Here is an 18,685-nt window from a genome sequence, read left to right on the forward strand (position 1 = left end):
AGTTGACTGAATGAAGGTTCTTCTTACCGGCGCCACCGGCTTTCTCGGCCGGCACACGCTGCCGGTTCTGCAAGAGCGCTACGGCGCCGGCAATGTTATCGGCGTCTCGTCTTCCGACTACGACCTGATGGAGCCCGCGGCGGTCGCGCGGATGTTTGCGGACATCCGCCCGGAGGTCGTCGTCCATTACGCGGCCTATTCGGGCGGGATCGGCGCCAACCGGACCTATCCGGCCGATTTCTATTTCCGCAACACGATCCTGACCGCGCTCACATTCGAGGCGGCCGCGCGCCACGATGTGAAGAAGCTCGTCTATCCGATGGGGGGATGCTCCTATCCGTCCACGGCGACCAGCCCCATCGACGAGGAGCAGTTGTGGAAGGGCTATCCGCAAAAGGAAAGCGCGGGCTATTCGACCGCGAAGATGATGGGAACCGTCGCGGGCCGTTCCTACCGGGACCAGTACGGCCTCAAGACGTCGGTCATCATCCCGGGCAATCTCTACGGCGAATACGACAATTTCAACACGCTCGACAGCCATGTCGTGCCCGCATTCATACGCCGCTATTACGAAGCCAAGCTCGACGGCGCGGACAGGGTCGTGATGTGGGGGACAGGCACCCCGGAACGCGATTTCGTCTATGCCGGCGACGTGGCCCGGACCATCCCCTATTTCATCGAGGAATACGACTCCCCCGAGCCGGTCAACATCTCCAGCGGCACGCGCGTGGCGATCCGGGAACTCGCCGAGATCATCCGCGAGATGACCGGTTTTTCGGGCGAAATCGACTGGGACACGTCCAAGCCCGACGGGCAGATGGTCAAGATCTTCGCCACCGACAGGCTGAAGTCCCTCGGACTAAGCTGCGACACGCCGATACGCGACGGGCTGGAGCGCACGATCAACTGGTTCGCGAAGAATTATGACGGCGCGACAGACGGCCTGAGGCTTTAGGGAAAAGACCATGAAACGCCAGGTTGTCGATTTTATACGCAGACTCGTTGGATTTCCGATCGTGATGGAGCGAGTGAGGGCAATCGAAAACATGGCGGAGACGCGAGCGGCCGTTCTTAATCCGAAACAATCCGCTTCAGAGCACACCTTCACGAATGATTTGGGGGAGCGCCTCGCCAGACTCGAAGCCATCGTTACGCATGAAAGGCGCATCGATCTGGTACTTAACGGTAGCATGCCGCTTTTCATGTACATGGACGATTTGGCCTATCGGCAAATCCCGGACGAATACAAATGTGCCGTGCAACGAGAAGCACCGGGCGTCTTCTTACGCCGTCGGCAACCGCCTAGGGGCTCGGTGTTCGCCGGAACGCCGATGGGCAGAAGTCTGGATTATCTCCTCGAAAGTTTTGACCGCGTCGCCGTTCTCGACATCGGCTGCCAATATGGAACCTCCGCAATCGCTTTCGCCAACCACCTGAGGCTGGCCGGGCGATCGGAACCCGTATTCGCGTTTGATCCCGGCGACGCCGGAAGTCTCGCTCCCCACAACATCGCAATGAACGCCGAAATGGGGGCAGTCGAATTTTTCCCAAAGGCCGTCAGCAACTGGTCGGGAATGACGTTGCTCTATTCGGAGATCGGAAACACGGAAAACAACCGGCTCGGCAATCCGATCGATACGCGCGGCGTTACGATGTCTCGCCCCGCGCCAGTTACAACCGTCGATGATTTCATGGCGGAAAGAAGTCTTGATCTGCCAACATTCTTGAAGATCGACACACAGGGTTTCGATTACGAAGTTGTCGATGGTGCTCGTGCACTCATTGAACGGCAACCCGTTGTGTTACATGTTGAATTCACACCACACGCCATGCGAGCACGGTTAGAGCCCGGCGATTTCTTGGCGCTTCTTTGCCACAACTTTGTGGTCCTCGACGACGCGAATGTGGGCCTTGGCCCAATTCCCGAAGAGAAAATAGCCGAGGCGGTCACCCGCATTGATGCTTACCCCTCCCAACACACCGACTTCATTTGCATCTCAAGGAAACTGAGCGGATGGCAACAATTGGTATCAGATATTGTTGAGCAGGGCGGCAAAGGCCCAAAATCGGCATAGGGATATGATCTTCCTTCATAGTGGCAATGGCCTTATCGGCACCTATGACGGTGCGACCGACGGATTGAGGCATTAGGAAAAACAATGAAACGCCAGATTGTTGATTTTGTTCGCAGACTTGTTGGGTTTCCGATCGTGATGGAGCGGTTAAGGGCCATTGAGATCGCGCTGAGCCAATCGGCGGAGCAGGCCGCGACGAGCGTAACGGCCGATGCGAAGGAGAGCGAGCCCGCCAAGAGTTACGAAGTTCCGGAATTGGACTATGGCTACTGGGCAAGCGGGCATATCCGTGGGACGCCCCCGATGCCTCGTGCTCCCCTGGCCTCGTCCTGGGATCCTGAGGATCCCTTCGGCGCCATCGTGAGCAAGGCGATGATGGAGGCGGAGACCGCCTTCGCAAAAGAACTGCTACGCTCCGTGCGCGACGAAAACATTCCCGGCGCGATCGTCGAGTTCGGCGTGTTCGAGGGATTGTGGCTCGAAAAGCTCTGTCTCGCCTGCGAGGATCTCGGGCTGGTGCGCCCGATCTACGGCTTCGACAGTTTCGAGGGCTTGCCCGCGCCGTCGGCGAAAGACGATCTCGCCTGCTGGTCGGAAGGACAATATGCGGCCAGCCTGGAAGCCGTTTCCGCTCGCCTCAAATGCGACGAGCGCAAGCATGTCAGCCTCGTCAAGGGCTGGTTCTCCAACACGCTGCCGCAGCCACTCGCCCAAGGGATCGAACAGATCGCTTACGCACGAATCGACTGCGACCTCTACCAGCCGGCGGTCGAGTGCCTGGATTATCTGCAGCCGCGCCTTTCCGACGGCGCCATTCTGGTTTTCGACGACTGGACATGGAACCTGCAGAAGGGAGAAACTAAGGCCTTCTACGAATGGACACCCAAGAGCGGGCTGGCTTTCGAGTTCCTCGCCTATAACAGCATCGGCCATCTCTATCTTAAGGTTACAAAACCCCGATGATATTCCTTCTCGGCGGCAACGGTTTTGTGGGCAGCGGCTTCGCGCGGACACTGCGCGAGCGCGGTCTGCCATTCGAGATCATCACCCGGGAAAACTACGGCGATTTCGTCGGCAAGTCCTGCGATCTCTTCATAAACGCCAACGGCAATTCGAAGAAGTTTCTGGCCAAGGATGATCCGAAGGCCGAGTTCCGCGCATCGGTGCAATCGGTGCGCGACACGCTCGCCGACTTTAAATTCGGGACCTATCTGTTCCTCTCGACGAGCGACATCTATCCCGATTGTTCTTCGCCCGAATTGACGCGGGAAGACGCCGAAATCGACGTCGACAGGCAAAGCCCCTATGGCTTTCACAAATATCTCGCCGAGCTTTGCGTCCGGCACGCCGCGCCCGACTGGCTGATCGTCCGCCAGGGCGGCTTTGTCGGGCCGGGCCTGAAGAAGAACGCAGTCTACGACATTCTTCACGGCGACAAGCTCTTTGTGCATCCCGAGAGCCGGTTCCAGTTCATTCATACCGACGATTCGGCGCGTCTGGTTCTGGAGTTACTCGACAAGGGCGTCCGCAACCAGGTCGTCAATCTTACCGGGCGGGGCACTGCTTCCGCTGCCGAGATCATGGACTTGGCCGGTCGTAAACTACCGCACCCCGCGGATGCCCTGCCTGTGAGATACGAGATATCAACCCAACAAGCGGGAGAGCTGGTGAAACTTCCTCGAACGTTTGACAGCGTTCGCGATTTTCTCGCTCCAGGTTAGTGATTCAATGTTGAAACAAATCGCCCTTCGCATTCCCCAAATCCATCGCCTGTATGAGCAACGCGACGAACTACAGGGCAGACTGGCGACTCTGGAAGCCGAGTTGCGTGCGTCGCGACAGGAGACCGCGCAACAAAAAGATCTTCTCAAGGTTGTTAACGGTGAGCTCGGCAAACTCAGGGCAAAGAACAATCAGCGTCCCGAAATTTCGAACATCGAACCGCGCGACTCCCGAGAAGTCGAGGTATGCCGAAGTCTGGCTAACAAATGCGTGTTCGTGATCGGCTATGCGCGATCCAGTACGACACTGACTTTGCAAATGCTGAACACCTCCGAAAGAGTTTTTATTCTCGGTGAGGCGAATTTTTTTCTGGATAGAGACTGGACGTCTTTCAGATCAGAATTCAACAAACAGCATCTAGGATTCAAAAACCAAAAAACAAAATCGACATATGCCCCCGACCTGCTCCCAGACCAGGACAATACCTGGTGGGAATACCTAAATGAATTGAGCCATAATTTCGATATCGTCGGTGAGAAAGTCGCTCTATCGTCGTTTCATATATCGGAAAAGGGCGAAGATGGCATTCAGGACTTTTTTGAAGCCCGATTTTTACAGTCGAAATATATTTTCCTGATCCGAAATCCTATCGACACATTGATTTCCACTTTGAAGCTTATTCAGAGGGACAAACCCGAAGACATGCTGAAAGAGTGCGATGCATGGCTCAGATATGTAAAAATATGGGCGAACTTCGTGAGGATTTTTCCGAACACGAAGACATTCATCGCGGATGATTTCGGGAGCAATTCAGTTCCCAAACTGGAACAGTTCGTTGGGATCGACCTTCCGGTTGCGAGTAGCGTTTTTCGCCCCGAAAGACGAACTAAACACGACGCCGAAGAAAAATATGCCGCACTCATGAACTTGGAAGAAGAGTTTCGTGACATATTCGAATCCGTAAAGGTCGCCGCCGCAAAATGCGAGGCGCTAGGCACGACAGCCTTTGAATCCGGTCATCAGAACTCGTCGCAGCGGGCGTCCATCAAAGGGGATCGGCCAGACATTCATTCTCTCGCCCAAGTTTGGACCAAGGCCGAAAAATTAAGAGCGCGACTGCCGCAGACAGGGGCAGATACCACTGGCGGATAACAAAGCACGACGGGGACTTTTCCGTGAAAACCGAGCATTTCGCGAAGCATAATGATCCGGGTTTAATCAGCAGGTTCCTGCGGCTTTCCGAAGACCGTCGCCGCCGGATGACCATAGAGGATATCCGTCCGGAATGCCGCGATATCCACAGCAGGATCGTCGGACTGCTGCATGAGGTGTATGGCGCTCAAAGGGGCATGCGATTCAGCAAATCGATCCACCCGGACGGGTTCGAATTTTTCGCGTCGGTCGTTCAAGAGCTAGCTCATCTCAAACGGAAGATAAATTTCCTCGAAATCGGTTCATTTGAGGGTGTGTCCATGAGTGTCGTATCGGCGCTTTTGGACGCGCAAGGCATCCTTGGCCGACTTGTCTCGATAGATCCGTATTTCGAAGATGGGTATCAGGAGGATCATCCAGCGACAGGATCGGTTCGCAAGGACAGTACTGAAACAACGATGAGCGCCGCACTGAAACTCTATGAGCTTTTGGGCGTCGACGTTTCGCTCATGCGCGTCACAAGTGACGTCGGACTCCGCGGCTTGCTCTGCGCGGACCAGGAATTCGATCTCATCTATATCGACGGGCTTCACAACGGAATGGCGCCAACCGTCGACTTCGGCCTTTCAATGGGACTGCTCGCGGAGGATGGTGTGATTATTCTCGATGACTGGCCTTGGCCCGACATTATCGGACTCAAGGCGCTTTGCGATCAGCACATGCAATTGATTGCAGAAACACCCGATATAGCAGCGTATCGTCGCTTGCCGGAAAGGTAGCCGTTCTCGGCGAGGAGATGGAGCATATTCGTACGAGCGAATAATCAGGCATATATCCCCCCACTTGTCGTCGCCGTCGTTCCCGCCGCATCCCCCGGCAGATAGTCGGTGCCGGCGTTGTTGGTGAAAATTCCCGCCTGGTTGCCAACAAAGTACCGGGCGCCCGTTGCCGCGCCCGAGAAGGTCGCCGCCCCGCAGATCACTTTGCTCCCATTGACCGCATAGGCGAACTGGCTGGAGAAATCCGGCGTGCCGCTCAGCGTGATCGTCCGGCCATACAGGTTCAGCACGCCCTGGCTTTCCACCCGCCAGTGCCGCGCCGCGCCGCCCGAGATGGTGTAGTCGCCGTTCGCGGTCGCCTGCAAGGTCGCGTGCGGGCCGACCCAGATCTGGTCCGTCGCGGCGCCGAACTCCAGACCGGCATCGATGATCGCGAGCGCGTGGCTGTCGGCGAAAAGCAGCGTCGTGCCGCCATCGAGCCTGAAGGCGCCGATGGTCCAGACCGATTTCGGCGCCAGCGTCACCTTCCGGATCGTGGTCGACGCCGACCCCGCCCCGATCAGGGTGCATGTGCCGGAGCCGAGCATGTTCGGCAGGGTGACATCCTCCGCCCACGTCCCCGCACCGACGTCGATGGTGACGTCGAAAGGCCCGGAAAGCAGCGCGGCGGCCGCATCGGTGGCGGCGCCGATCGTCGCGAAAGCGGTCCCCGCAGCCAGCCCGTCATTGCCGTCCGAACCCCCGGCGCGAACATAGTAGGTGCGGCCGGCGGCAAGCAGTTCCGCCGCGCCGCCGGAGGGAAAGCCGACCCGGCCGGTCTCCCTGTCCACCACCATCGCCTCGTGCCAGGCGCTGCCGTCGGGGCTGACCTTGAAATGGAAATCATCGTCGCCGCACAGCCCGATCTCGGCCCGGCCCGACCAGCCGGTCTGGTAGAGCACGCTGCCGGTGTCGCCCGCCGCCGCCTTGTTGATCTTCATCCGGTGGCCGGCGCCTTCGTGGGTGAAGAGGGATGCGGGAGAAGAAACGGCGAGCCGGTTGGTCGCATCCGCCACCGCGTTGACGCCGAAAAGCTTCGCGCCGGCGGCCGGAGACTGCCACGCCGCACCGTCCCAGACGACGTCCGCGCCCTCGTCCAGCACATGCGCGCGCCAGCCCGGCTGCGGCACATGGAAAACCCATGCGCCATCCTGGAAGACCGCCACGTCATCGTCGTGCCCCGCCCAGTCGCCGGACGCGCCGGCGGCCACCAGATAGCGCGCGCCGGCCCCGGGAGCGTCGGGCGGTTCGAACAAGACGCGGCTTGCCGCCGACAATTGCACGACGGCATCGAGCAGCCTGAGCGCCTCGTTGTGGGTCACGTGCTTTTGCGCCTGGGCCGGCATGATATAGGGAAGCTTCAGATTGTCGGTCGATTCCGTCATGTTCGCGTCTCCGGTTTGTCCGGCCATTATCGGGCGGGCGGGAAAACGTTGGATAAGTCCGGCTCAATTGGCGCGCCGCCGGCGCTGACCGCGAAGGGAAAAGAACCCGTTGGACAAGGTTTCGGACCGGCCTGCCGTCGCAATCGTCTGCCCGGACTCCGTTCTCGTCGATGCCGCGGGATCGCTGCGGGTGTTGCGCTGCCAGGCCGCGGCCGTGCGCAGATTCGGCGCGTTGCCGCTGCTCTTCGTCGCCGCGCCGAGTATACGCCCCGGCGGACGGGCAAGCGCGGCCAAGCGCGCGCTGATCGAAACGCGCGCGCGCGAACTCGGCATCCCGCTCGCGGGTATCGGTTCGACGCGGCGATCGGCGGCGATGCTGCCGGCATGGATCCGCACGGCGCTGCGGTCGGTCCTGCGGCGTCCGTTCGGCCCGGAGGCCGATGTCGACCTCGCCCGGCTCGCCGCGCCGCCGGAAAACGGGGTCAGCCCCCGCCCGGCCGCCGTCATCGCCAATTACCTGCCGGGCCTTCCCGTTGCCGATGCGCTGGCGCCGCGTACGCACCAGCTGCTCGTCCTGCATGACCTGCCGGCGAAACCGTCGTCGCGGCGCTTCCTCGAAATGCTCGCGAACCGGCCGGCGCTGATGACGCTCAACCGGGAAGACGCGGGCCGTCTCGGCGCGCTGCTTGCGGACGCGCGCGTCCATAGCGGCCTGCCGATCATGCCGGAGAATTTGCGCGGGGCGCGGCAGAAAGCGGCGACATACCGGAACCTTGCGGACGTCTTCGCGGCCTGCGGCGCACGCAGCAGGCCTTCGAACGACGCCTGGTCGCGGCGCACGGAGCTGGACCTTCTGTTCGTCGGTGGCAGGCATGGACCGAACATAGAGGGTCTGCGCGCTTTTCTGACCGGATGTTTCCTGCCCGATCTCGCGCCGAAAGGCGTGACGCTCGCGATCGCGGGCGCGGCCGGCGATGCGGTCGCCGACCTGGTGTCCGATCAGCAGACCATCGCCTGCCTCGGTTTTTGCGATACGCTCGACGCGCTTTATGCATCCGCGCGCCTCGTCATAGCGCCGCTGCTCTCGGGCACCGGAACCGCAACCAAAACGCTCGAGGCCATCGAGCATGGCAAGCCGCTGCTTGCGACCCGTTCGGCGCTGCGGGGCCTCGGCATACCGTCCGCGCTCGCCATGAGCGAGGCATTCGGCGGCGTCTGGAGCGAGCGCATCCTCGCATTGCTGGCCGACGCCGAAGCTCGCTCGCGACAGGCAGAGGATGTGTTGAAAGCGGTGACCGGCCCCAGTATGGAACACGCGCTGGCCCATATCCTGCCGCAGCTTGCAAAAGGCCAAACCGCAACACCACTTCCGCCGATGTCCCTGCTGGACGAAATCGGGACCGTCTAGGGAAAATCCATGCCGCCACGCCCAGCCAAGCTGGTCATCGTCGACCAATCGCTGCAAGGATTCGACGGCCACCACCTCGAATACGATCTTGCTGTCGCGCGGGCCGGCAAGTCGCTGGGGCTGGATGTGCAGATTCTCGCCCATGCGCGATTCTCGATGAACGACATCTTTCCGGTTCCCGTTCTCCCCTGGTTTGCCCAAAGCTCCTATGACGCGCACAGGAGCGGCGCGACACGGCTTGCCTTTGCCGCCATCTCGCTGGCGCCGGCCGCGTTGCGGCGTCCGCTTGTCGTTGCCGGTGTGCAGGCGAAACATCTGCTGTCCGGCGCCCGGCCGAAGACATCCGCGCCGCCGCCCCTGCCCGCCTTCGGGCAGCGTCTTTTAGAAGGCCTGCGGACGATGGAGATGACTGCCGACGACCACATCTTCATCCATTCCTTCTTCAATGCCGAACTGCACGCGCTCGCCGCAGCGCTGTCCACGGCCGGCGTCCTGCCGCATTTCCATATCGTGCTGAGGCGCGATGCCGAGGAGGCGAAAGTCGCCTCCGACCCCTGGGGCGGCATACAGGCAGCGCTTGTGAGGCTTATTGGAAACGAGAAGCTTGCCGGACGCCTGCATCTCTATTCCGACACGCGCCAGTTGGCGTCCCAATACAACGCGCTGGTCGGCGAGGAGCGGGTGCGCGTCCTTCCCATCCCTCACTGCCTGGAAGAACTGCCGCCCAGGCCTCATGACGACGGCGCACCGTTGCGGTTGACCTATCTGGGCAATGCCCGTAGCGAAAAGGGTTTCGATCTCCTGCCGGACCTCGCCAAGGCGTTGAAGCCCGACTTCCTCTCTACCGGCCGCGTGCAGATCCTCGCCCAGTCGAACATTCCGGTAAGCTTGGAGGAGGCCGCCGTGGCGCGAGCTGCCGCCGAGCTCGCGCGCTATCCGCGTACGCAGGTCCAACTGATCGATCGGGAGCTGTCGGTGCCGGAATTCCAGGAGCTGATCTTTTCGGCCGATATCGTTCTCCTTCCCTATCGCGGCGATCTCTATCGCAGGCGAAGTTCAGGGATCCTGGTCCAGGCCCTGGCGGCGGGCAAACCTGTCGTCGTTCCCGAGGATTCCTGGTTGTCGGAGGAAGCGCCGCAAGGTTCGGCCATGACCTTCGGTGCGAAGCGAAGTTTCTCCGAAGCGGTTCGCTCCGCGATCGAGACCTATCCGCAATTGGCCGAAGCGGCGCGCGGCGCCAAGGACCGCGTGAGACAAGAGCACAATGCCGATCGCCTGGTGCAGATGCTGATCAGCGCGAAGGGGCCGGAGAATCACGCAGCAGCGAGCTGATTTCCTCGGCGAGCAGCGCCATGAAACGCGCTGGAGAGCGCCGTTCCGCCCCGGCGACGATGTTGGCGGAACACCGATCATAGAGCGCCGAGTCCGTCGCCAGCCGCTCGATGGCGTCCGCAAGCGCCCTGGCGCTCGTGTCGGTAGCCAGAAGACCGGTCCGGCCGTGATCCACCTGCTCCTTCAGCCCGCCGACAGGCGTCGCGACGACCGGCAGGCCATGTGCGTAGGCGAGCGCGGGAATGCCCGATTGGCTGGCTTCGGCGTGTGAAAGCACGGCGGCATCGCTGCCGGCGAAGAGCTCATGCATCCCGGCTTCGGAGAACCAGCGGTTGTGAACCTCGGCGCCCAAGGCCGCGAGCCGCGGCGACTGCGCGCCCAGATCGCCTTCTCCGGCCACACAGAGCGTCACCGGCACGTTTCTGGCCTTCAGATCCTCGAACGCATCGACAAGCATCGGCAGCCCCTTGTAGGCGAGGATACGGCCGAAGAAGAGGATCCGAAGCGGGAGCTGCGGCGATCGCTTTCGCGCTGACGGGGCATTGCGGGCGGTGAAATCGGGATGGAACGCGGTGACGATACGCCCGTGGCGGTCCGGACAAACGCGGCGCAGTTGCTCAGTCACCGACTGCGACATCGTAACGACGAGATCCGCCCTTTTCGCCTCGCTCAGCAGCCAGCGGGTCGCAAGCGCGGTCGGATCGCCGGGATGCATGCCCACATCGTGAATCAGCGTCGCGTATTTGATGCCGAGGCGCTGGATGTCGCGCGCGAGCAGCGGTGTCCAGACATGCGGCATGACCGTGAATACCGCCTGCGTTCCCATCTCCTGCAAGCAGTGCAGGATGCGCCGCCGCGCGCGCAGATAGTTCGTCAAAAGGCCGAGGGGGCCCAACGCGGAAACAGTGTCGACAAACAGCCCGTCCGGTCCGAGCGTTTCGAACATTCCCGCCATCTCGTTGCTGCGCGAGACGACGACCGCCGGACTGACGCCTTGCATCTCCCGCGCGGCCTCGAACAGCCGGCTCGTCAGCTGAACGCTGGCGCCGCGCCGTCCAAGACCAAGAATCGCGAGTTTCATCGCACGCCTCCCGGGCGACACGGCCGGCAACCGGCGGGATCTATGTCTTTGCGTCCTTCAGATAGGCGGACACGACTTCCTCGACATCGTCGAACATCATCACCTCGCCCTGGCGAAGGTAGATCGCCTTGTTGCACCATTTGCGGATGATGTTGTTGTTATGCGTGGCCAGCACAAGCACATTCGCCCCTGTCACCATCGATTCCAGACGTTCTGTCGCCTTGGCGGCAAATCCCGCATCGCCGGCCAGCACCCACTCGTCCATCAGCAGGATGTCGGCCTTGATCGCCGTCGCCAGCGCGAAGGCGAGCCGCACCCGCATCCCTGACGAGTATGTTCGCATCGGCATGTTCAGGAAATCGCCCAGTCCGGTGAAATCCTCGATTTCCGGCGTAATTTCGCGAATCTGCCTGTTCGACAGGCCCATCAGCAAGCCGCGCAGATGGATGTTCTCCAAGCCAGTCAGCTCCGGACGCATGCCGCCTGCGATCTCGAGCAGTGTCGCCACGTCTCCGCTTACGCGCATGTCGCCGGTAACCGGCTCGTAGATACCGGCCATCGTGCGCAGCAGCGACGTCTTGCCGGCGCCGTTCGGACCGACAATGCCGACACGGTCGCCCGACTTGATGTGCACCGAGATCTCGGACAACGCGCGAACGATCGTCGGCGTGTTCGCTTCCTTCAGGATGATCCCGCCGGTCACGCGCGAGACGAGCGTCTTCTTGAGCGAGCGGTGACCCACGTGAAGGAGCGGGAACTCGATGGTGACTTTATCGAGGACGATCTCAGCCAATGATCAAACCCAGAAGATGATGCGCCGGCGATAACGCGCAAACAGCAGGAAGGAAATTGCCGACAGCACGACCACGCCGCCGACGGCCCAGGCGATATGCGCTGGCGATATCGGTTCGAGCAGCAAAGGCGCGCGAATGAGAGCGATCAGCGCCGCCAACGGATTGAGATCGGCCGCCAAGCGCAATGCCGGGCGTTCACCGACATGCCAGATCACCGGTGTCAGGAAGAAGGAGATCTGCATGACCGAGGCGACAACCTGAATGAAATCGCGGAAACGCACCGAAATGATCGCGAAAATGATGGCCACATTCGTCAGGATCGCCGTCAGCAGGATGAAGCCGGGAATCGCCCAAAGCATCTGCCATCCCCAGGGAAGCCCGAGAAACGCGTGAACAACAAAAAACAGCGGGATGGAATGGGCGAAAATGATGACGTGCCGCGTGATCAGATGGAACACATGCGCCATGCGGGGAATACGCATCTGCTTCATCAGCGGGCCGGCATTGATGAAGGTGGAACAGGAGTCGTTGACGGTCGACAGGATGAGGTTCCAGACAATCACGCCCGACGCCAGATAGGGTAGATAGTCCCGCAACTCCAGTCCGAACAACAGGGAATAAAGCGGCCCGATACCGGAGATGAATGCGGCCGTGCTGATCGTCAGCCAGAACGGACCGAGAATCGAGCCGCGATACCGCTGCACGATATCCACCCAGGCAAGCGTAGCCCAGAATCGCACATTGACGAGGGACGTGCGGATGTCATCCCAGGCAAGACTGTAGCGTGTCGGCTTGTGCGTTGATGCGGTGGTCACGATTTATCCAACCGAATCGGCCCTAGACATTGCTGAATTTGACATTGCGGATCATGCGGTAGCCGCGGATGAGTTCCTGTATGCCGTCATCCAGCGAATGGTCCGGCCTGAAGCCGGTCCTTTCGATCTTTTCGTTCGAAACGATGTAGTCGCGCTTGTCGGGATCCTCGCCGATCGGCGCCTCGAGATAGACGAATTCCGGTACATATTTCTGGATCGTCTGGCAGAGCTCGATCTTCGAGAGATTGGCGTCGGACAGGCCCACATTGTAGGCGTTGCCCCGCATCGTTTCGAAGTTCCGCAGCGAATGCAGAAACGCCTTCGCCACATCGCGGATATGGATGTAATTGCGCTTGAAGTGGCCCTCGAAAATGACCACGGCGCGATCCATGACCGCCCGATAGGTGAAGTCGTTGACGAGCAGGTCGACACGCATGCGAGGCGCCATGCCGAATACCGTCGCCAGCCTGAAGGTCAGCCCGTTTTCGCGGGCGAGCACCGCCTTCTCCGCCTCGACCTTGGTCACGCCGTAGAGCGAGATCGGATTGAGCGGGGTTTCCTCCGTGCAGTGTTCCCCCTGCGTGCCGATCCCGTAACCGGAATTCGTCGTCGGGTAGACGATCCGCTGTTGCTTGCTCATCATCGCGATAATGTCGACGATGGCGTCCTGGTTGATCGTCTGCGCGTTGAGCGGGTCCTGCTTGCACAAAGGGGCGCCGACAAGGGCCGCCAGGGGAATTACGATATCGGACCTGGCGACGAGCCCCTTGACCAGATCCTTGTCGCGCGTATCGCCGCGAACCGGTTCGAACTTCGGATGAGCGGCGCATGCCGCCAGCGCGCCATCATTCCTTGCATAGGTGTCGAGCGCCGTCACCGAGTAGCCGTTCGCGAGGAGTTCGGGCACGAGGATCGAGCCCAGATAACCCGCTGCACCGGTGACAAGAACGTGTTCGCTCATCGGATCCTCTTTCGTGGAAAATATGTCTCTGGATGGAGTGTCCCTATTGGAACACCGCAGCCATTGCAATGACGCTGGACAATCTCGCCCGGGTAATCCCGATGAGAGATGTCGCACCCGACAGGGCGCTGGAAATCGCAATGCGCTTGCGGATCATTTTACGCTATGCAAGACCAAACCGGCCGAAAGAAAAACAAACGAGAACAAAGGCCAGAGACGGCTGCGAGGAGTCCGGTTTGAGCATCATCGACTATCTGCGAACTTCGGCGGAAGTCATTGAAAAGTCGGCAACATCCGAAATCGCCGACGCGACCGGGAAGGCAATCGAGTGGATGACGGAGGCCGCCGGCAACAACGCTCCGATTCTCGTTTGCGGCAATGGCGGATCGGCTGCCGACGCGATGCACATCACGGGCGAGCTGGTCGGCCGGTTTCTCAAGGAACGCAAGGCGCTCAATTGCATCTGCCTTTCCGCCAACCCGGCGATTCTCACCGCATGGTCGAACGATTATGAATACGAGACCGTGTTTTCCCGCCAGGTCGAAGCCCATGGCACAAAAGGCGGCGTGATCATCGGCCTCAGCACGTCGGGCAACTCGGCCAATGTCGTGAACGCTTTCGCCGAGGCTCGCCGCGCCGGCATGAAAACGATCGGACTGACCGGCGAAGGCGGCGGCCGTATGGCGGAACACAGCGACGCCCTCATCGCCGTCCCCTCCAAATCCACGCCGTTGATCCAGCAGGTGCATATCTGCCTCTATCACTATCTGTGCGAACAGGTGGAAGCGCGCGTTTTCGCGGACGCGCCATAATGGCCACCGGGGCGATCAGCGTCGTCATCCTGGCCGGCGGACGCGGCACGCGTATCCAGTCGCTTTATCCCGAGACGCCGAAACCGATGATCCCGGTCAAGGGCGAGCCCTTCCTCTACTGGCTGACCCGCTATCTCGCCGATTTCGGTCTCACAAGGTTCATCTACTCGACGGGCTATCGCGCCGAGCGGATCGACGACTGGGTCGCGAACTCAGGTTTTCCGGGCATCGAGCGGCTGACGCGGCGCGAAGAGACGCCGCTTGGAACCGGCGGCGGAGTCCTCAACTGCCTCGACTTGTGCGAAGGCGAATGGACGCTCGTCGCCAATGGCGACGGACTTTGCATGTCGGGCATTCCCGAGTTGCTGGCATTGACTTCACGCGACAACCTCGATGGCGGCCTGATCGGCCTGCATGTAACGGATACGGCGCGATATGGCAGCCTGTCGATCGGAGAAGACGGCTGTCTCGATGCCTTTCGCGAGAAAGTGCCAGGCCAAGGCTATATCAACAGCGGTTTCTACCTGTTTCGCACCGGCCTGCTGCGGCGGATTCATCGAGACGGCGCATCGAGCATGGAACACGACCTGATCCCCGAGATGATCGCGTCCGGAAGCCGCCTCGGCGTCGTCCGGCTCGATGAAACCGCGTTCATCGACATCGGGACTCCGGAAACGGTCGTGCAGGCCGAGCGCTTTATCGACGAGAATTTCAGCTAGAGCGCTTTCCAGCGGCCCGTGTCAGCCAGCCGGTCATCGCGGCGGCGGGTTCCTCGACGATCTCGAGCGCGAAACCCTCCCGCATCAAATCGTCCAGCGCCTCCGCATGGAGGTCCCGGTCACGGGCTCCATGGCCGGTCAGGACAAGGGCACCGCCCGGTAGCCCGGCATGAAATCCGGCCTGCATGTCGGACACCGTGTCGCCAACGATGTAGGAGTTTTCGAGTTTTACACCGAGGCTTGCGCGCGCTTCCTCCAGCATTCCTGGTTGCGGCTTGCGCCATCCGTGCGCGTCGACCCGCAATTCTCCCAGGCCTTCGGCGTGATAAGCGCAGGCCAGCACCAAATCGACCCGGGCCCCGGTTTCGGCGAGTTCGTCGAGAATGTACTGCTGGACTTCGGCGAATTGCGCCCAATCGAAATATCCGCGGCCGACGCCGGCCTGATTGGTCACGACAACAACCGCGATATCGAGCGCATTGGCGGCGGCTATCGCTTCGGCCACGCCGCGAATGACACGGACGTCGGAAATCCGGTGAAGATAATTCACTTCTTCGACGATGACGCCGTCACGGTCCAGAAACAGGGCCGGCCGGCCGGCGAAATCTCCACGCCCGATCCGCTGCGACCAGGTTCCTTGATCCCGAAGATGCTTATCGAGCATTGCTGTCCTTTGCGTCATGCGTGAAAAATCCTGGCGACGGCACATCGCGATACTGCGTCCCATGTGCATGGCGCGCACCCGAAACGCAACGGGGTGACGGTTGCCCGCCTCGCGGCCAACGGATAGACAGCGGGACGATTGTACCGTCTCCTGCAACGAAACGCTTCCCCGTCCAGACCCTTCGGTGCTCAACTCATCCCATGCGGCGCAAGAAACTCGTCATCTTCTGCAACGACTACCGGTATTTTCTCGCACACCGGTATCCGATGTTCGAGACGCTGCCGGAATCCGGCGTCGATGTCGTTGCCTGGTGCGGTGGCGCGTTCCCGGGCATCCCGCCGTGCCTGACCTTTCCGATACGCCGCTATGCATGCGACCGATATCGTTTCCGGCCATTGCTCGATTTGCTGTTGTTCTTTCAGATGGCGCGGACGCTCATTCGCGAGAGGCCGGACGTCGTTCACACGATCACCATCAAGCCCAACCTGTTTGGCGGGCTGGCTGCGCGCCTCGCCGCGCTCGTGACGGGAAACCGGCCGCGGCTGGTCATGGCAAGTCCAGGCCTCGGACGCGTTTTTTCAAATGCCGGGAATGATGCACGGGCCACGATGCGGCGGCGGCTGATCGCCAGGATGCTGCGCATCGGCCTGTCGGCACAAAACAGCAGCGTGTTCTTCGAAAACGAAGACGATCGCGCCGTCTGGGTCAGCGAAAGGATCGTGCCGCGCGAGCGCACCGAAGTCATCGCCGGCACCGGCGTGGACGAGGATGTCTTCCACCCGGTTCCCGATCGTCCGTCACCGCCGGCGCTGGTGGTCCTTTACGCCGGCAGGCTGCTGAGGTCGAAAGGCATCCTGTCGTTCGTCGAAATCGCACGGCGCATGGAGCGCACCGGCCCGGATATCAGGTTTCTCGTCGCCGGTACTCACGATCGGGACGATCCGGATTCCGTCGACATTACGGACCTGGACATGCCGCGTAATCTCGAGGTTCTCGGCCATGTCAGCCATATGCCGGCGCTGGTCAAGAAGGCGCATGTCATCCTGCTGCCGACGATCTATGCCGAAGGCCTGCCGCGCGTCCTGCTCGAGGGAGCCGCAATGAACTGCGTCCTCGTCGCGAGCGACATTGCGGGCTGCCGCCGGACGATCATCGACGGCGAAAACGGCTATCTTCTGCCACTCGTCGACGGCGACATCGATGTCGCCAATGCGGCCGAACGGATCGCGTTCCTGGCGGAAAACCCCGATCTGGTCGCAGAAATGGGCCGCAGATCGCGTGAGCATTTCCTGAAAAACGGATTCGATATCGGCGCGGTGCGCAGACAGGTTCACGACATTCTTTTCCGGGACAGCCGCTAGTCCGATCGACGGCGCGATTTGCGACGTTCAGCGGAACACCGTCGCAATCGAGAGCCGTATGTCGAGCGGCAGCGTACGCAGCACACAGTAACGCGCGTCGAGCCGAGCCAGCCTCTCCGGCTCGCTCATGTCCACGCCTTGCACCTGGGCCAAGCCGGTTATTCCCGGCCGGCAGCGAAACACCCCGAATTTCCTGCGCCAACCGATCAGCTCTTGCTGGCTCGGCAGGCAGGGACGCGGGCCGACCATGCTCATTTCGCCGCGCGCCACGTTCCATATCTGCGGTAGTTCATCGATCTTCGTGTTGCGCAGAAAACGTCCGAGCGACGTGATGTGCGCGGCCGGAACCTCGTGCGTGCCGGCCTGCGGCGCATCGATCTGCATGGTGCGAAATTTGTAACAGGTGAAGACGCGTTCGTTCTCGCCGACGCGCGGCTGTGCGAACAGGCCGGGACCCGGCGAGCCCAGCTTCACGGCAATCCAGGCAATCGCCAGCAGCCACCAGAACAGGATCGCGACGACGATGACGAATGCGAGATCCATGCACCGTTTGCCTGTCCTGCAGACCGCGTTGTCCTCCGGCGGATCGGCAACGATGACGTCGGGTTCCTCCGCCTCGTCCAGAAGCGCGACAATGGCGCCGGCGACGCGGTCTGCGTGGACCACCGGGCGGAAAGCGGCTGCCGCTGCCAATGCGGGCCCTCGCATGGATGGCGGCAGGTGATTCAACGCGCTCAGCCTGCCGGTGAAACGCCCGCCATAAACCGCCGGCATGCGCAGATTGACGCAATGCAAGCCTTCGATCCCGCCGAGCGCGGCCTCGCCTTCCCGCTTTGTCGCCGTGTAGGGATCGGACGCGCGTCTATCGAGCGCCCGGACCGTCGCCGCATTGATGAAGAGCGGAACGGCAGCCGTTCGTGCCATGTCCGCGACATGGAGGAGGAAATCGACATTGACCGCGCGAAACGCGTCCGGCGACGCTGATCGATCATTGTTGAGGACGGCCAGGTGAAGAACCGCGTCGCATCCGCGCAATGCGTCCGGCAAACCGTCGTAACCGACCGCATCAAGACCGGGAAACAGCGCATGCAAACGGTCCGGATCGCGACCGGCCAGGACCAGCCTGATTCCGGCATCGGCAAGGCGAGGTACAATCATCCGTCCAATGGAACCGGATGCCCCCGTTATCGCGAGCGATATTGTCATGTAAGGAAAGCCTGAATGGCGAACTCCCCGGTAGATCCCGACGAGTATGCACAAGGAGGCTTCTGCACAACCGGAATAATCAACTCTTTCGCAGCGGCACCTCGGCAAGGCCGGCTCCGAGAGTTTCAGAATCCTGTCGAACATCGGATCCATGAGATCGGCCGATGAACACCGTTCCGTATTCGCATCACCGAATAACAGCCGGCATCGAGAAAGCGGGGAGGAACCTCGAAACGCGGCGAAGCCTTGTTGACTTGCCGAGAATCCGGGCACTAGTTTGCTCACGAGACGGGTCTGTTGCCCGAGCCACTCCATCGAGACCGGTTTGCGCTAGCTGCTTTCCGAAGTATCCGCCTGCCGCTTCACGCCGAAAGCCGATG

General features: G+C 61.0%; 18 protein-coding genes. 11 read left to right on the forward strand and 7 right to left on the reverse strand.

What is annotated here, in order from left to right; all coding sequences use genetic code 11:
- The first annotated feature begins 10 nt into the window (after nucleotides 1–10).
- The 6 genes from IG169_RS09720 (at nucleotide 11) to IG169_RS24040 (ending at nucleotide 5,728) form a co-directional block, all read left to right on the forward strand.
- A complete protein-coding gene (locus IG169_RS09720) occupies nucleotides 11–955 on the forward strand; it encodes an NAD-dependent epimerase/dehydratase family protein (RefSeq protein WP_193175998.1) in 945 nt (314 codons plus the stop codon).
- Between the two features lie 10 nt (nucleotides 956–965).
- Nucleotides 966–2,075, forward strand: coding sequence for an FkbM family methyltransferase (locus IG169_RS09725; protein WP_193175999.1), 1,110 nt, complete (start codon nucleotides 966–968; stop codon nucleotides 2,073–2,075).
- Between the two features lie 303 nt (nucleotides 2,076–2,378).
- On the forward strand, nucleotides 2,379–3,038 hold the full coding sequence (locus IG169_RS09730) for a TylF/MycF/NovP-related O-methyltransferase (RefSeq protein ID WP_193176000.1): 660 nt from the start codon (nucleotides 2,379–2,381) through the stop codon (nucleotides 3,036–3,038).
- The gene (locus IG169_RS09735) at nucleotides 3,035–3,796 is read left to right on the forward strand and encodes an NAD-dependent epimerase/dehydratase family protein (protein WP_193176001.1); all 762 of its coding nucleotides are present in this window, start codon (nucleotides 3,035–3,037) and stop codon (nucleotides 3,794–3,796) included. The genes IG169_RS09730 and IG169_RS09735 overlap by 4 nt, the downstream gene beginning before the upstream one ends.
- Before the next feature lie 7 nt (nucleotides 3,797–3,803).
- Nucleotides 3,804–4,949, forward strand: a complete 1,146-nt coding sequence (locus IG169_RS09740; protein ID WP_193176002.1) for a sulfotransferase — start codon at nucleotides 3,804–3,806, stop codon at nucleotides 4,947–4,949.
- A gap of 23 nt (nucleotides 4,950–4,972) precedes the next feature.
- Complete coding sequence (locus IG169_RS24040) at nucleotides 4,973–5,728, forward strand: class I SAM-dependent methyltransferase (protein ID WP_193176003.1); 756 nt, start codon at nucleotides 4,973–4,975, stop codon at nucleotides 5,726–5,728.
- 44 nt (nucleotides 5,729–5,772) lie between these two features.
- On the opposite strand, the gene IG169_RS09750 is transcribed toward IG169_RS24040, so the two are convergent.
- On the reverse strand, nucleotides 5,773–7,152 hold the full coding sequence (locus IG169_RS09750) for a DUF2793 domain-containing protein (RefSeq protein ID WP_193176004.1): 1,380 nt from the start codon (nucleotides 7,150–7,152) through the stop codon (nucleotides 5,773–5,775).
- Nucleotides 7,153–7,261: 109 nt separating this feature from the next.
- Between IG169_RS09750 and IG169_RS09755 the strand changes: the two genes are divergently transcribed.
- Nucleotides 7,262–8,560: a glycosyltransferase gene (locus IG169_RS09755; RefSeq protein WP_193176005.1), complete on the forward strand. Its 1,299-nt coding sequence runs from the start codon at nucleotides 7,262–7,264 to the stop codon at nucleotides 8,558–8,560.
- 9 nt (nucleotides 8,561–8,569) lie between these two features.
- Nucleotides 8,570–9,892, forward strand: a complete 1,323-nt coding sequence (locus IG169_RS09760; protein WP_193176006.1) for a glycosyltransferase — start codon at nucleotides 8,570–8,572, stop codon at nucleotides 9,890–9,892.
- Here the strand turns inward: IG169_RS09760 and IG169_RS09765 are convergent.
- Genes IG169_RS09765 through IG169_RS09780 form a run of 4 tightly spaced genes read right to left on the reverse strand, consistent with a single transcriptional unit; the run spans nucleotide 9,852 to nucleotide 13,543 of the window.
- Complete coding sequence (locus tag IG169_RS09765; RefSeq protein ID WP_193176007.1) at nucleotides 9,852–10,973, reverse strand: glycosyltransferase family 4 protein; 1,122 nt, start codon at nucleotides 10,971–10,973, stop codon at nucleotides 9,852–9,854. The two genes, IG169_RS09760 and IG169_RS09765, sit on opposite strands and share 41 nt — an antisense overlap.
- 40 nt (nucleotides 10,974–11,013) lie before the next feature.
- Complete coding sequence (locus IG169_RS09770; RefSeq protein WP_193176008.1) at nucleotides 11,014–11,766, reverse strand: ABC transporter ATP-binding protein; 753 nt, start codon at nucleotides 11,764–11,766, stop codon at nucleotides 11,014–11,016.
- 3 nt (nucleotides 11,767–11,769) lie between these two features.
- Nucleotides 11,770–12,582: an ABC transporter permease gene (locus tag IG169_RS09775; RefSeq protein ID WP_193176009.1), complete on the reverse strand. Its 813-nt coding sequence runs from the start codon at nucleotides 12,580–12,582 to the stop codon at nucleotides 11,770–11,772.
- 22 nt (nucleotides 12,583–12,604) lie between these two features.
- Nucleotides 12,605–13,543: an NAD-dependent epimerase/dehydratase family protein gene (locus IG169_RS09780; RefSeq protein WP_193176010.1), complete on the reverse strand. Its 939-nt coding sequence runs from the start codon at nucleotides 13,541–13,543 to the stop codon at nucleotides 12,605–12,607.
- 236 nt (nucleotides 13,544–13,779) lie between these two features.
- On the opposite strand from IG169_RS09780, the gene IG169_RS09785 reads away from it, so the two are divergent.
- Both IG169_RS09785 and IG169_RS09790 read left to right on the forward strand, forming a co-directional pair.
- Nucleotides 13,780–14,355, forward strand: coding sequence for a D-sedoheptulose-7-phosphate isomerase (locus tag IG169_RS09785; protein WP_246717277.1), 576 nt, complete (start codon nucleotides 13,780–13,782; stop codon nucleotides 14,353–14,355).
- Nucleotides 14,355–15,074 carry a sugar phosphate nucleotidyltransferase gene (locus IG169_RS09790; protein ID WP_193176011.1) on the forward strand — a complete coding sequence of 240 codons (720 nt, stop codon included), beginning with the start codon at nucleotides 14,355–14,357 and terminating at the stop codon, nucleotides 15,072–15,074. Before IG169_RS09785 ends, IG169_RS09790 begins: the two co-directional genes overlap by 1 nt.
- Here IG169_RS09790 and IG169_RS09795 read toward each other — a convergent pair.
- Entirely contained in the window at nucleotides 15,067–15,930 is an 864-nt protein-coding gene (locus IG169_RS09795) for a D-glycero-alpha-D-manno-heptose-1,7-bisphosphate 7-phosphatase (protein ID WP_343225631.1), read from the reverse strand. The two genes, IG169_RS09790 and IG169_RS09795, sit on opposite strands and share 8 nt — an antisense overlap.
- 8 nt (nucleotides 15,931–15,938) lie before the next feature.
- Between IG169_RS09795 and IG169_RS09800 the strand changes: the two genes are divergently transcribed.
- Nucleotides 15,939–17,099, forward strand: coding sequence for a glycosyltransferase family 4 protein (locus IG169_RS09800; protein ID WP_193176013.1), 1,161 nt, complete (start codon nucleotides 15,939–15,941; stop codon nucleotides 17,097–17,099).
- A gap of 27 nt (nucleotides 17,100–17,126) precedes the next feature.
- Here IG169_RS09800 and IG169_RS09805 read toward each other — a convergent pair whose 3' ends face one another.
- Entirely contained in the window at nucleotides 17,127–18,305 is a 1,179-nt protein-coding gene (locus IG169_RS09805; RefSeq protein ID WP_193176014.1) for a hybrid nucleoside-diphosphate sugar epimerase/sugar transferase, read from the reverse strand.
- Nucleotides 18,306–18,685: the final 380 nt, after the last annotated feature.

The organism is Oricola nitratireducens (genome assembly GCF_014904745.1).
Classification (GTDB): Bacteria; Pseudomonadota; Alphaproteobacteria; order Rhizobiales; family Rhizobiaceae; genus Oricola; species Oricola nitratireducens.